Raw genomic sequence first — 13,431 nt, forward strand, 5'->3', positions numbered from 1 at the left:
GGTCGGACTACCCGGCCCTTCCTCGTCCAGCCGGGCGGCGTGCAAACTCGGCCTGCGGCCTCGGACAGTGCTCGCCGACTTCCCCCGGCCTCCCTTCGGAAGCCGCCGGCGCCTCACGCGGTTGCCCTTCCCTGCATGCCTGCGCGCGGGCCGCATTCTCCGACCGCTTATAATGATCGATGGCGCCCATTTCGGGGCGCATTGCCTGCCCATGCCCGCCCTCGATCTGCAACACGTCTCCAAAATCTACGCCCCGCGCCCCCGATCCTGGCGCGACCGCCTGAGCGGCCGCCCTGCGCCCGCGGGTTTCCAGGCCCTGCGTGACGTCAGCCTGACGATCGAGCATGGCGAATTCTTCGGCCTGCTGGGCCCCAACGGGGCCGGCAAGACCACGCTGATCTCCATCCTGGCCGGGCTGGCCCACGCCACCCAGGGCAGCGCCCGGGTCTGCGGCTACGACGTGGTCGGCGATTTCCGGCGCGCGCGCCAATCGCTGGGCGTCGTTCCCCAGGAAATCGTCTACGACCCGTTCTTCACGGTGCGCGAGACCCTGCGGCTGCAGTCAGGCTACTTCGGCCTGCGGAACAACGACGACTGGATCGACGAGATCCTGGACAACCTGGGCCTGCTGAACAAGGCCGATGCCAACATGCGCGAACTGTCCGGCGGGATGAAGCGCCGCGTCCTGGTGGCGCAGGCCCTGGTCCACCGCCCGCCGGTGATCATCCTCGACGAGCCCACCGCCGGCGTGGACGTCGACCTGCGCCGCACGCTGTGGGATTTCATTACGCGCCTGAACCAGGCCGGCCACACGATCCTGCTCACCACGCACTATCTCGAAGAAGCCGAAGCCCTGTGCGGGCGCGTGGCCATGCTGAAATCCGGCCAGATCGTGGCGCTGGACACCACCCAGGCGCTGATGGCGCGCGTCGGCGGCGCCGACCTGGAAGACGCCTTCGTGCGCATCATGCACGACGATTCCATGCTGGAGGCCGAACTGTGATCCGCCCCGTCTCCCAGACCCGTCCCGCCATGGGTTCGGGTTTCCCGACCCTGCTGCACAAAGAGCTGATGCGCTTCTGGAAGGTCGGCCTGCAGACCATCGCCGCGCCGGTGGTGACCGCGCTGCTGTACCTGCTGATCTTTTCCCACGTGCTGGAAGACCGCGTGCAGGTGTACGACGCCATTTCCTACACCGCCTTCCTGATCCCCGGGCTGATGATGATGAGCATGCTGCAGAACAGCTTCGCCAATCCATCCTCGTCCCTGATCCAGAGCCGCATCACCGGCAACCTGATCTTCGTGCTGCTGCCGCCGTTTTCCCACCGCCAGATCTTCACCGCCTACATCCTGGCAGCGGTCGCGCGCGGGCTGGCCGTGGGCGCCTGCGTCTGGCTGGTGGCGCTGTTCTTCGTGCGCCTGCCCGTCACGGCCCCGCTCTGGATGCTGGTCTTCGCGGTGCTGTCGTGCTGGATCCTCGGCGTGCTGGGCCTGATCGCCGGCCTGTGGTCGGAAAAATTCGACCAGCTGGCGGCCTTCCAGAACTTCCTGATCGTGCCCGCCACGTTCCTGTCGGGCGTGTTCTACTCGATCCACAGCCTGCCGCCCTTCTGGCAGGCCGTGTCGCGCTGGAATCCGGTGTTCTACATGATCGACGGCTTCCGCTACGGATTCTTTTCCGCGTCCGACGTTTCCCCCTGGCGTGGCCTGGCCATCGTGCTGGCCGTCGCCGTGGCCCTGAGCCTGTTCGCCCTGCGCCTGCTGGCGCGCGGCTACAAACTACGGAGCTGACCCATGTCTCCCACCCCCGACCACGTCCGCCAGTACATCGCCGACAACCTGCCCTGCGAACACCTCGAAGTCTACGGCGACGGCGCCCACTTCGAGGCCCTGATCGTCAGCCCCATCTTCGAGGGCAAGCGCACGCTGGCCCGCCACCAGGCTGTCTACCAGGCGCTGGGCGAACGCATGCGCGCGGAAATCCATGCCCTGTCGATGCGCACCCTGACGCCGGCCGAATACGAAGCCACCAAGAACAATGGATAAGCTGCTGATCCAGGGCGGCCGCCCGCTGCAGGGCGAAGTCGTCATTTCGGGCGCCAAGAACGCCGCCCTGCCGATCCTCTGCGCATCGCTGCTCACCGCCGATCCCCTGGAACTGGACAACGTCCCCGCCCTGCGCGACATCGGCACCACCCTGACGCTGCTGCAGCGCATGGGCGTGCGTGCGGAACGCAAGGGCGAAACCCACGTCACTCTGCAGGCCGACCAGGTCTCCAGCCAGGAAGCCCCCTACGAGCTGGTCAAGACCATGCGGGCGTCCATCCTGGTGCTGGGCCCGCTGGTGGCGCGCTTCGGCCGCGCCCGGGTCAGCCTGCCGGGCGGCTGCGCGATCGGCCAGCGGCCGGTCGACCAGCACATCAAGGGCCTGGCCGCCATGGGCGCGCGCATCCGCATCGAGCACGGCTTCGTCGTGGCCGAGGCCGAACGCCTGCGCGGCGCGAGCATCCTGACGGACATGGTCACCGTGACCGGCACGGAAAACCTGATGATGGCCGCCGCCCTGGCCGAAGGCCGCACCGTGCTGGAAAACGCCGCCTGCGAACCCGAGGTCGTCGACCTGGCCAAGATCCTGATCGCCATGGGCGCGCACATCGAAGGCCACGGCACCGACCGCATCGTCATCGAGGGCGTGGAACGCCTGCACGGCGCCGCCCACCGTATCGTGCCCGACCGCATCGAGGCCGGCACCTTCCTGTGCGCCGTGGCGGCCACGGGGGGCGACATCATCCTGCGCCACGCGGCGCCCGACACGCTGGGCGCGGTGCTGGACAAACTGCGCGACGCCGGGCTGGAAATCACCACCGGCCCGGACTGGATCCGCGCCCGCATGGACGGCCGCCCGCGCGCGACCGGCTTCCGCACCAGCGAATACCCGGGCTTCCCGACCGACATGCAGGCCCAGCTGATGGCCCTGAACACCCTGGCCGAAGGCACCGCCGTCATCACCGAGAACATCTTCGAGAACCGCTACATGCACGTGCAGGAGCTGCACCGCATGGGGGCCGACATCGAGATCGACGGCCACACCGCCGTGGTCCAGGGCGTGCCGCAGCTGCTGGGTGCCACCGTCATGGCCACCGACCTGCGCGCTTCGGCCAGCCTGGTGATCGCGGGCCTGGCCGCCAACGGCCAGACCACGGTGGAACGCATCTACCACCTGGACCGCGGCTACGAACGCATGGAACGCAAGCTCCAGGCGCTGGGCGCGGACATCCAACGCATCCAATAGGCGACAGGCTCCACATGGCCCCCACTCCCCTGACCCTGGCCCTGTCCAAAGGCCGCATCTTCGAAGAAACCCTGCCGCTGCTGGCCGCCGCCGGCGTGGGCGTGCCGGAAAACCCCGAATCCTCGCGCAAGCTGATCCTGCCGACGGATTCGGCCGAACTGCGCATCATCATCGTGCGCGCCTCGGACGTGCCCACCTACGTCCAGTACGGCGCGGCCGACTTCGGCATCGCGGGCAAGGACGTGCTGCACGAGCACATGGCGCAGCACCCCGGCGGGCTGTACCAGCCCATCGACCTGAACATCGCCCGCTGCCGCCTGTGCGTGGCCGCCCCCGAAGGCTTCGACTACCAGGCCGCCGTGCACCAGGGTTCGCGCCTGCGCATCGCCACCAAGTACGTGCGCGCCGCGCGCGAGCACTTCGCCGCCAAGGGCGTGCACGTGGACATCATCAAGCTCTACGGCTCGATGGAGCTGGCCCCCCTGGTGGGCCTGGCCGACGCCATCGTCGACCTGGTGTCCTCGGGCGGCACGCTGCGCGCCAACCGCCTGGTCGAGGTCGAGGAAATCCGCCAGATCTCCTCGCGCCTGATCGTCAACCAGGCTGCGCTCAAGATGAAAGGCGAGCATCTGCAGCCCTTCCTCGACGCCTTCGCCCGCGCCTCGGCGGCGATGGCCTGACGGCCGCCGCCCGCTCGGACTGCGGAAATTCCGGCTAAGATAGATGGGTTGCGGTCGCCCGCGCGCGGCCTGCCCCGAACGGCCTGAGCGCCGTCCGGTTTTCCGCCCCTGCTTGCCTACCCGATTCCCATCATGTCCCTGATTCACCGCCTGGATGCCCGTTCTTCCGATTTCGACGCGGCCCTGACCCGGCTGCTGGCCTACGACGCCTCGCAGGACGAGGCCATCGAAACCGCCGTGCGCGACATCCTGCACGACGTGCAAACACGCGGCGACGAGGCCATCCTGGAATACACGGCGCGCTTCGACCACGTCCGGGCCGACCGCCTGGAAGCGCTGGAAATCCCCCGCGCCGACTGGCTGGCGGCCCTGAACGGCCTGCCCCCGGACCAGCGCGCGGCGCTGGAAGCCGCCGCCGACCGCGTGCGCCGCTACCACGAACACCAGCGCGCCGAGACCTGGACCTACACCGAGCCCGACGGCACGCTGCTGGGCCAGAAAGTCACCCCGCTGGATCGCGTCGGCCTGTACGTGCCGGGCGGCAAGGCCGCCTACCCGTCCTCGGTGCTGATGAACGCCATTCCGGCCAAGGTCGCGGGCGTGCCGGAACTCATCATGGTCACGCCCACGCCCGGCGGTACGCGCAACCCCATGGTGCTGGCCGCCGCCGCGCTGGGCGGGGCCGACCGCGTATTCGCCATCGGCGGCGCCCAGGCCGTCGGCGGCCTGGCCTACGGCACGCGCACGCTGCCCGCGGTGGACAAGATCGTCGGGCCGGGCAACGCCTACGTCGCCGCGGCCAAGCGCCGCGTGTTCGGTACGGTGGGCATCGACATGATCGCGGGCCCGTCCGAAATCCTGATCCTGGCCGACGGCGGCACGCCGGCCGAATGGCTGGCCATCGACCTTTTCTCGCAGGCCGAGCACGACGAGCTCGCCCAGGCCATCCTGCTGTGCCCGGACGACGGCTACCTGGACGCCGTCCAGGCCGCCATCGAACGCCTGCTGCCGTCCCAGCCCCGGGCCGACATCCTGCGCGTCAGCCTGGCCAACCGGGGCGCCCTGATCCGCACCGAAAGCCTCGAGCAGGCCTGCGACATCGTCAACCGCATCGCGCCCGAACACCTGGAAGTCTCCGTCCGCAACCCGCAGGCCCTGCTGCCCCTGATCCGCCACGCCGGCGCGATCTTCCTGGGCGCCTACAGCTCGGAATCGCTGGGCGACTACTGTGCAGGACCGAACCACGTCCTGCCCACCGCACGCACCGCGCGCTTCTCCTCGCCGCTGGGCGTGTATGATTTCCAGAAGCGCAGCAGCCTGATTCAGGTCTCGCACGCCGGCGCCCAGACCCTGGGCCGCATCGCCGCCACCCTGGCCACCGGAGAAGGCCTGCACGCCCACGCCGCCAGCGCCTCGCTGCGCCTGGATGCCCAGCCCTAGGGCCCGTTCACGTCCCATGGCGTAAACAGGCCCCGAACCCGCCCGCGCGACCCTTCCGGCACCGCGCGGTTCCTTCCCGACCGACCCGCTCACCGCCCATGCGCACCGCCACCATCGAACGCAACACCCAGGAAACCCGCATCCGCGTCAGCCTGAACCTGGACGGCACCGGCACCCGCAGCCTGAACACCGGCGTGCCCTTCCTGGATCACATGCTCGACCAGATCGCCCGCCACGGCCTGTTCGACCTGGACATCCATTGCGACGGCGACACCCACATCGACGACCACCACAGCGTGGAAGACGTCGGCATCACCCTGGGCCAGGCCTTCGCCGCCGCCGCGGGCGACAAGGCCGGCCTGCGCCGCTACGGCCATGCCTACGTGCCACTGGACGAATCCCTGTCGCGCGTGGTGGTCGACCTGTCCGGCCGCCCGGGGCTGTTCTACCACGTGGACTACGCCCGGGCGCGCATCGGCACGTTCGATGTCGACCTGGCGCGCGAATTCTTCCAGGGCTTCGTCAACCATGCCCTGGCGACCGTGCACATCGACAATCTGCGCGGTGAAAACGCCCACCACCAGTGCGAGACCATCTTCAAGGCTTTCGGCCGCGCGCTGCGCATGGCCACCGAAGTGGATCCGCGCGCCGGAGGCGCCATCCCCTCGACCAAGGGCTCGCTGTAGTCCCGATTCCTCGTTTCCATAGACCGCCCCAGGACTCCCGCATCGTGACCCGCATCGCCATCGTCGACTACGGCATGGGCAATTTCCATTCCGTCGCCCGCGCCCTGCAAGCCGCCGCCCCCGACCACGACATCCGCATCGCCCGCAGCGCCGACGAAATCCGCGCCGCCGACCGCATCGTGTTCCCGGGACAGGGCGCCATGCCCGACTGCATGCGCACGCTGGATACGTCCGGGCTGCGCGAAGCCGTGCTGCAGGCCGCCCGCGAAAAACCGCTGCTGGGCGTGTGCGTGGGCGAACAGATGCTGTTCCAGGCCAGCGACGAAGGCAACACCCCCGGCCTGGGCCTGTTTCCCGGCCGCGTGCGCCGCTTCCAGGGGCCTGCCTTCGACCACGCCACCGACGGCGGCGAGCGCCTGAAAGTCCCCCACATGGGCTGGAACGCCGTCACGCAGACCCGCGCCCACCCGCTCTGGGAAGGCATCGCCCAGGACACGCCGTTCTATTTCGTCCACAGCTATTACGCCGTCCCCGACGACCCGGCGCTCACGGCCGGCATCAGCCACCACGGCCTGCCGTTCTGCTGCGCCATTGCGGACGGCAATATTTTTGCCGTACAGTTCCACCCAGAAAAGAGCGCAGCCCCCGGGCTGCGGATGTACCGCAACTTCACCCGCTGGCAGCCCTGAAACCGCCCGGCTCCCGGCACAGCACCCTTTCCGCACCGACCACGACGATCATGCTGCTCATCCCCGCCATCGACCTCAAAGACGGGCAATGTGTGCGCCTGCGCCAGGGCGACCTGGACCAGGCCACCGTGTTTTCCGAAGACCCCGCCGCCATGGCCGACCAATGGGTCGCCCAGGGGGCTCGCCGCCTGCACCTGGTGGACCTGAACGGCGCCGTGGCCGGCAAGCCACGCAACCGCGCCGCCATCCAGGCCATCGTGGACACCGTCGATGAATCCATCCCGGTGCAGATCGGCGGCGGCATCCGCGACCTGGACACGGTCGAGTACTACCTGGACAACGGCATCTCCTACGTGATCATCGGCACGGCGGCGGTCAAGGACCCGGGCTTCCTCAGCGACGCCTGCTCGGCCTTCCCGGGCCACATCATCGTCGGCCTGGATGCGCGCGACGGCAAGATCGCCACCGACGGCTGGTCGAAGCTGACCCGGCACGACGTGCTCGACCTGGCCCGGAAATTCGAGGACTACGGCTGCGAGTCCATCATCTACACCGACATCGGCCGCGACGGCATGCTCTCGGGCGTCAACATCGAAGCCACCGTGCGCCTGGCGCAGCACGTTCGCATCCCGGTCATCGCCTCGGGCGGCGTGGCATCGCTGGACGACATCCGCGCCCTGTGCGAAGTGGCCGACGAGGGCGTCGACGGCGCGATCCTGGGCCGCAGCCTGTACGAAGGCACCCTGGACTTCGCTGCCGCCCAGTCGCTCGCGGACCAGCTGGTTCCCCCCCCGACGGCGACAGCCGGAGAGGACGCCGAAGCATGACTTCGTCCGACACGCAGGCCGGCCGGTCGGGTCTGTGCCGCCGCATCATCCCCTGCCTGGACGTCAACGCCGGGCGGGTGGTAAAGGGCGTGAACTTCGTCAACCTGACCGACGCCGGCGACCCGGTGGAGATCGCCCGGCGCTATGACGAACAGGGCGCCGACGAGCTCACCTTCCTCGACATCACGGCCACGTCCGACGACCGCGACCTGATCCTGCCCATCATCGAGGCCGTGGCGCGCCAGGTCTTCATTCCCCTGACGGTCGGCGGCGGCGTGCGCCAGGTGGCCGATGTGCAGCGCCTGCTGGACGCGGGTGCCGACAAGGTCTCCATCAACAGCGCCGCGGTCGCCCGCCCGGAACTCGTGGCCGAGGCCGCCCGCCACCACGGCTCGCAGTGCATCGTCGTGGCCCTCGACGCCCGCCGCGTCTCGGGCGAAGGCGAAGCGCCGCGCTGGGAAATCTTCACCCACGGCGGCCGCCGGGCCACCGGCCTGGATGCCGTGCAATGGGCGCGCCGCATGGCCGACCTGGGCGCCGGCGAACTGCTGCTCACCAGCATGGACCGCGACGGCACCAAGTCCGGCTTCGACCTCGAACTGACGCGCACCGTTTCGGATGCCGTGCCCGTGCCGGTGATCGCCTCCGGCGGCGTCGGCACCCTGCAGCACCTGGCCGACGGGATCACGCTGGGCCACGCCAGCGCCGTGCTGGCCGCCAGCATCTTCCACTTCGGCCAGCACACCCTGGCCGAGGCCAAGGCCTACCTAGCCGCCCAGGGCATCCCGGTGCGACCCGCTCCCGCGCAGGTGCCCGCATGACGGCGCCCGCCCAGCCCACCGCCGGCGCGCCGGAAGACTGGCTGGCGGCCCTGCATTTCGACGACCAGGGCCTCATCCCCGCCATCGCCCAGGACGCGCAGAGCGGCACCGTGCTGATGATGGCCTGGATGAACGCCGAGGCCGTGCGCGAAACCGTGCGCACCGGCCGCGCCGTGTATTTCTCGCGTTCGCGCGGGCGCCTGTGGCGCAAGGGCGAGGAATCCGGCCACGTCCAGCAGGTCCACGACATCCGCCTGGACTGCGACGGCGACGTGCTGCTGCTCAAGGTCACCCAGGTCGGCGGCATCGCCTGCCACACCGGGCGCGAGCGCTGCTTCTACCGAGGCCTGGACCTGGCCGGCGCACAGCCGGCCTGGGCCGTCCAGGATCCGGTGCTGAAGGACCCCGAGTCCATCTACAGCCATGCCCATCCGGGCGGCCACTGAACGCGCGCAGCGGTCCGGACGCGTCCGGACCGGCACCTTCTTCGATGACGAATTGCTCCATGACACAATCCCCCTCCCCCGATATCCTGGCCCGGCTGGCCGACACCCTGGACACGCGCCGGCCCGAGCGCGGCGGCGATCCCCAGACGTCCTACACCGCCAAGCTGCTGTCGCGCGGCCCGGATGCCTTCCTGAAGAAGATCGGCGAAGAAGCCACCGAGCTGGTCATGGCCGCCAAGGACGGCGTCCCTGAACGCATCGTCGCCGAGACCGCCGACCTCTGGTTCCACTGCCTGGTCGCCCTGACGCACTTCGGCCTGCGCCCCGAAGACGTGCTGGCCGAGCTGGCACGCCGCGAAGGCCTTTCCGGGCTCGAGGAAAAAGCCTCCCGTCCCAAGGACTGACCGGGCGCCACCGGCCCGCGCGATCCGGCCGCACCCTCGGTACATACCCGCAGACGCAGGCCCGGACGCGGTCAGATCAAACCGGCCCCCACGAAAATATGGCAACATACGGGATTGATCGGGTCGATGTCCGGCCCCGCTCCGTAGGTCCCCATGAGCCACGATTGCCTGTTCTGTAAAATCGCCCGGCACGAGATCCCCGCCCGCATTGTCCACGAAGACGACGAATTCCTCGCATTCCACGACATCAACCCGGCGGCTCCCGTGCACCTGCTGCTGATCCCGAAACATCACGTGGCATCCCTGGCCGACATCGGCGCCGCCGACGGCGACTGGCTGGCCCGCATGCTGCGCCTGGCGCCCGAAATCGCCTTCGCCAACGGCTGCAATCCCATGCCCGCCGGGGGCTTCCGCCTGGTGTCCAACACCGGCACCGAAGGCGGCCAGGAAATCGATCACCTGCATTTCCACATCCTGGGGGGCCAACGCCCCTGGTCAAACCGCGCGGCCCCCGCCGCCTAAGGAGTACTTCTCATGGGTAGCTTCAGCATCTGGCACTGGCTGATCGTCCTGGTCATCGTGGCCCTGATCTTCGGCACGAAAAAACTGCGTAACATCGGCGAGGATCTCGGTGGTGCGGTCAAAGGCTTCAAGAAAGGCATGAAAGACGCGCAGGACGAATCCACCGCCAAGCCGGCCGTCACGCAGCAGGCCAGCGACGCCGATACGGTCGACGTCCAGGCCCGCGAAAAGACCGACGCCTGATCCCGACCGCCGCGTACCGGACCCGCCATGTTTGATGTCAGCTTCAGCGAACTGATGCTGATCGGCGTGATCGCGCTGATCGTCATCGGCCCCGAACGCCTGCCCAAGGTCGCCCGCACGGTCGGGCACCTGCTCGGCCGCGCCCAGCGCTACGTCAACGAGGTCAAGTCCGACATCCAGAAGGAAATGGACCTGAAGGAAATCGGCGACATCAAGCACCAGATGGAAGACGCCGCCCGTTCCGTGCAGTCCTCCATGACTTCTTCCGTGGAAGACCTCAAGGCCGCCGTGACCCAGCCCTCGCAGGCGATCCAGGACACCCTGAACCAGGCCCGCCAGGCGCTCGATCCGCTGCCGTCCGCCCAGGGCGACGCGGCGGCATCCGGCTCCGCGGCAGATGCCTCTCCCACGGCCCCGGCTCCGGCCGCCGAACGGCCCGCCGAACCGGCGTCCGAACCGGCGCCAGCCTCCCGGCCCGCCACCACCGATACCAGCCACTGAAGCACGGCATGACAGACGCTTCCGACGCCTCGTCCCAGGACACGTTCATCTCCCACCTGATCGAACTGCGCACGCGCCTGCTGCGGGCCGTGGCGGCCGTGCTGGGCATCTTCGTGGTGCTGTTCATCTATCCGGGCCCGTCGATGATCTACGACCTCCTGGCCCAGCCCATGCTCGCCTCGCTGCCGCAGGGCACGCGCATGATCGCCACCGGCGTGATCACGCCCTTCATGGTGCCGATCAAGGTCACCCTGCTGGCGTCCTTCGTGCTGGCCCTGCCGGTGGTCCTGTACCAGGCCTGGGCCTTTGTCGCCCCTGGCCTGTATCGCCACGAACAGCGCCTGGCGCTGCCCCTGATCATCTCCAGCACCCTGCTGTTCCTGCTGGGCATGGCGTTCTGCTATTTCGTGGTCTTCCACACGGTCTTCAGCTTCATCGCCCATTTCGCGCCCCAGTCGATCACGCCGGCGCCCGACATCGAAGCCTACGTCAATTTCGTACTGACCATGTTCATCGCCTTCGGCGTCACCTTCGAGGTGCCGATCGCGGTCATCCTGCTGGTCAAGACCGGCATGGTCACGGTGAAGAAACTGCGCGAGATCCGCGGCTACGTGATCGTCGGCGCCTTCGTCCTGGCCGCCGTGGTGACGCCCCCGGACGTCCTCAGCCAGATCCTGCTGGCCGCGCCGCTGTGCCTGCTGTACGAAATCGGCATCCTGGCCGGCGCCGCCCTGGAAAAGCGCAAGCCGGCCGAAGACCAGGACGAAGCCGATTCGGCCCGCGAACTGAGCCGTACGGACGAACCCAGCGGCGAATCGGGCGACTGAACCCGAACGGCGCCGGCCCGGCCTACCGGCCCGCCAGCACCCGGTCCTGCACCTTGCGGAAGGCATCCGCCTTCTGGAACCCCACCACCCGCGCTCCGGGGATCAGGCGCCCCTGGGCGTCGAAGAACAAAATCCCCGGCGGGCCGAACAGATCGAACCGCGCCAGCAGCGCGCGGTCTTCGTCCGTCATGCGGGTCACGTCCGCCTGCAGCAGCAGCATCCTGCCCATTCTTTCGGCCACGGCCGGGTCGCTGAAGGTGAATTTCTCCATTTCCAGGCAGGACACGCACCAGTCGGCGTAGAAATCCAGCATCACGGGCCGGTCGGCCGCGGCCAGCCTCGCGTCCAGGTCGGCCCGGGATGCCACGCGCGTGAAGCGGGCACGGATCGCGGCGGGATCGGCGGTTGCCACGGCGGCCGTACCGCCCGCGCCCCCGGCAGCGAACGGCGCCAGGGGGCGAAGCATGTCGCGGCCGCCCGCCAGCAGCCCGGCGCCCTGCGCCAGCCCCCACAGGGCCAGCAGCAGGGCCAGGGCGCGCGCCAGCAACCGCAGCGGCCCGGCTTCACCCTGGCCCTGCGCGGCGGCCGTCCAGGCCAGCAGGGCGGCCCACAGGGCCAGCAGGACCCAACCGGTGACATACAGCCCATCGGCCAGCAGCGGCCGCGCCATCCACCAGGCCGTGCCCAGCAGCAGCAGGCCGAAGCCCGCCTTCAGCGGCGCCATCCAGGCCCCGGCGCGCGGCATCAGGGCGCCCGCGCCCGCACCCACCGCCAGCAGCAGCAGGCCTTCGCCCCAGGCCAAAGCAAACAGGGCGGCGCCGCCCACCACCACGTCGCCGGTCTGCGAAATGAACAGCAGCACGCCGGCCAGGGGAGCGGCCACGCACGGCCCCACGATCAGTGCGGACAGCATGCCCATCGCGAATACGCCGCCCACGCGGCCGCCCGGCAGGCGCTGCAGGCGTTCCTGCATGGCCGACTGCAGGCCCACCGGGGCCTGCAGGGTGAAGACATCCATCATCGCCAGCGCGAACAGCGCCAGCAGCACGGCGAAGACGCCCAGCACCCAGGGCGACTGCAGCCAGGCAGCCAGGCCGGCGCCCAGCAGGCCGGCCGCCACGCCCAGCGCCGTATACACCAGGGACATGCCCAGCACGTAGACCGCCGCCAGCCCCAGGCCGCGCGCCCGGCCGACCGCGCCGCCGCCGGAGATCACCGCCAGCAGGATGGGCACCATGGGCAGCACGCAGGGGGTGAGGGACAGCAGCGCGCCCAATGCCAGGCTCAGCGCCAGGATCTGCCACAGCGGTGCCTGGTGCAGCCAGGCCGCCATACCCACGTCGCCCATATCCAGCCAGGATTCCCCGCCCGGCGCGCCGGCTGCGCCAGGCGCCAGGCCCGGACCGGCCGGGGCCGGTGCGGAAACCTCGTCGCCCGGCGGCGGCACCCGGTCGCGTACCTGATCGCCCACCGCCCGGTAGCCGTCGCCCGCTGCCTGCAGGGCGAAGGTCTTCGTCATGGGCGGATAGCACAGCCCCCCCTCGGCACAGCCCTGGCCGGTGACGGACACCTGCAAGGGCCCCTGTGCGCCGGGCTTCAGGGCCGCCCGCAGCGTCACGCCCTTGTGGAAGACCTCCATGTCCTTCTCGAACGTGGGATCGTATTTGACCTGCCCACGCGGCAGGGTCAGGGCATCATGCCAGGCCGGCGTGCGGGTCTCTGCGTCTTCCGGCGTCAGGTCGGAACGCCGGAACAGCAGCAAGTTCCCCTGGGCGTCCTCGATGCGCACTTCGAACCGGTCCTGGTACATGTAATAGCCCGGGGCGATCTCCCAGTGCATGTCCAGGGTCAGCGGATCGGCCATCGCCGCCGTATCGACGAATGCCTGCTCCGGATCCAGGAAATCATCGGCCGCCCGGGCGGCACCCATGTCCAGCAGGCCGCACAGCCCCAGCAACAGGCCCAGCAGGGCGAAGACCCTGCGCTGCAGGCCGCGCGTGCGCGCGAACAGGCATGGGCTGAGATCCGACGGATGCGGCATCGACGACTTCCT

17 protein-coding genes are annotated in these 13,431 nt (G+C 69.4%); 16 read left to right on the plus strand and 1 reads right to left on the minus strand.

What is annotated here, in order from left to right:
• Window positions 1-211: 211 nt before the first annotated feature.
• The 16 genes from ABD022_RS13895 to tatC all read left to right on the plus strand — a co-directional run bounded on the left by ABD022_RS13895 (window position 212) and on the right by tatC (window position 11,378).
• On the plus strand, window positions 212-1,003 hold the full coding sequence (locus ABD022_RS13895) for an ABC transporter ATP-binding protein (protein WP_325125342.1): 792 nt from the start codon (window positions 212-214) through the stop codon (window positions 1,001-1,003).
• A 29-nt stretch (window positions 1,004-1,032) separates the two neighbouring features.
• Window positions 1,033-1,791 (plus strand): ABC transporter permease, encoded by a 759-nt coding sequence (locus tag ABD022_RS13900; RefSeq protein ID WP_325125396.1) that lies wholly within the window; start codon window positions 1,033-1,035, stop codon window positions 1,789-1,791.
• A gap of 3 nt (window positions 1,792-1,794) precedes the next feature.
• On the plus strand, window positions 1,795-2,046 hold the full coding sequence (locus tag ABD022_RS13905) for a BolA family protein (RefSeq protein WP_343821948.1): 252 nt from the start codon (window positions 1,795-1,797) through the stop codon (window positions 2,044-2,046).
• Window positions 2,039-3,292, plus strand: a complete 1,254-nt coding sequence (gene murA / locus ABD022_RS13910) for a UDP-N-acetylglucosamine 1-carboxyvinyltransferase (protein WP_325125338.1) — start codon at window positions 2,039-2,041, stop codon at window positions 3,290-3,292. Before ABD022_RS13905 ends, murA begins: the two co-directional genes overlap by 8 nt.
• Before the next feature lie 14 nt (window positions 3,293-3,306).
• Window positions 3,307-3,972 carry an ATP phosphoribosyltransferase gene (hisG, locus tag ABD022_RS13915; protein ID WP_325125335.1) on the plus strand — a complete coding sequence of 222 codons (666 nt, stop codon included), beginning with the start codon at window positions 3,307-3,309 and terminating at the stop codon, window positions 3,970-3,972.
• A 132-nt stretch (window positions 3,973-4,104) separates the two neighbouring features.
• Entirely contained in the window at window positions 4,105-5,412 is a 1,308-nt protein-coding gene (hisD, locus tag ABD022_RS13920; protein ID WP_343821952.1) for a histidinol dehydrogenase, read from the plus strand.
• A gap of 98 nt (window positions 5,413-5,510) precedes the next feature.
• Window positions 5,511-6,098: an imidazoleglycerol-phosphate dehydratase HisB gene (gene hisB, locus ABD022_RS13925; protein ID WP_325125331.1), complete on the plus strand. Its 588-nt coding sequence runs from the start codon at window positions 5,511-5,513 to the stop codon at window positions 6,096-6,098.
• A gap of 44 nt (window positions 6,099-6,142) precedes the next feature.
• Window positions 6,143-6,787, plus strand: coding sequence for an imidazole glycerol phosphate synthase subunit HisH (gene hisH / locus ABD022_RS13930; protein ID WP_325125329.1), 645 nt, complete (start codon window positions 6,143-6,145; stop codon window positions 6,785-6,787).
• Window positions 6,788-6,837: 50 nt separating this feature from the next.
• On the plus strand, window positions 6,838-7,614 hold the full coding sequence (hisA, locus tag ABD022_RS13935; protein WP_325125327.1) for a 1-(5-phosphoribosyl)-5-[(5-phosphoribosylamino)methylideneamino]imidazole-4-carboxamide isomerase: 777 nt from the start codon (window positions 6,838-6,840) through the stop codon (window positions 7,612-7,614).
• On the plus strand, window positions 7,611-8,435 hold the full coding sequence (gene hisF, locus ABD022_RS13940; RefSeq protein ID WP_325125325.1) for an imidazole glycerol phosphate synthase subunit HisF: 825 nt from the start codon (window positions 7,611-7,613) through the stop codon (window positions 8,433-8,435). The genes hisA and hisF overlap by 4 nt, the downstream gene beginning before the upstream one ends.
• Entirely contained in the window at window positions 8,432-8,881 is a 450-nt protein-coding gene (gene hisI / locus ABD022_RS13945; RefSeq protein WP_343821956.1) for a phosphoribosyl-AMP cyclohydrolase, read from the plus strand. Before hisF ends, hisI begins: the two co-directional genes overlap by 4 nt.
• 59 nt (window positions 8,882-8,940) lie before the next feature.
• Window positions 8,941-9,285 carry a phosphoribosyl-ATP diphosphatase gene (locus ABD022_RS13950; protein WP_343821959.1) on the plus strand — a complete coding sequence of 115 codons (345 nt, stop codon included), beginning with the start codon at window positions 8,941-8,943 and terminating at the stop codon, window positions 9,283-9,285.
• A gap of 153 nt (window positions 9,286-9,438) precedes the next feature.
• Entirely contained in the window at window positions 9,439-9,807 is a 369-nt protein-coding gene (locus ABD022_RS13955) for a histidine triad nucleotide-binding protein (RefSeq protein ID WP_325125319.1), read from the plus strand.
• Window positions 9,808-9,819: 12 nt separating this feature from the next.
• A complete protein-coding gene (gene tatA / locus ABD022_RS13960; RefSeq protein WP_325125317.1) occupies window positions 9,820-10,050 on the plus strand; it encodes a Sec-independent protein translocase subunit TatA in 231 nt (76 codons plus the stop codon).
• Between the two features lie 27 nt (window positions 10,051-10,077).
• The gene (gene tatB, locus ABD022_RS13965) at window positions 10,078-10,551 is read left to right on the plus strand and encodes a Sec-independent protein translocase protein TatB (RefSeq protein WP_325125316.1); all 474 of its coding nucleotides are present in this window, start codon (window positions 10,078-10,080) and stop codon (window positions 10,549-10,551) included.
• Between the two features lie 8 nt (window positions 10,552-10,559).
• Entirely contained in the window at window positions 10,560-11,378 is an 819-nt protein-coding gene (tatC, locus tag ABD022_RS13970; RefSeq protein ID WP_325125314.1) for a twin-arginine translocase subunit TatC, read from the plus strand.
• 22 nt (window positions 11,379-11,400) lie between these two features.
• On the opposite strand, the gene dsbD is transcribed toward tatC, so the two are convergent.
• A complete protein-coding gene (gene dsbD, locus ABD022_RS13975) occupies window positions 11,401-13,419 on the minus strand; it encodes a protein-disulfide reductase DsbD (RefSeq protein ID WP_343821964.1) in 2,019 nt (672 codons plus the stop codon).
• Window positions 13,420-13,431 lie beyond the last annotated feature (12 nt).

The organism is Castellaniella daejeonensis (assembly GCF_039523555.1).
In the GTDB taxonomy this organism is placed as follows: Bacteria; Pseudomonadota; Gammaproteobacteria; order Burkholderiales; family Burkholderiaceae_B; genus Castellaniella; species Castellaniella daejeonensis.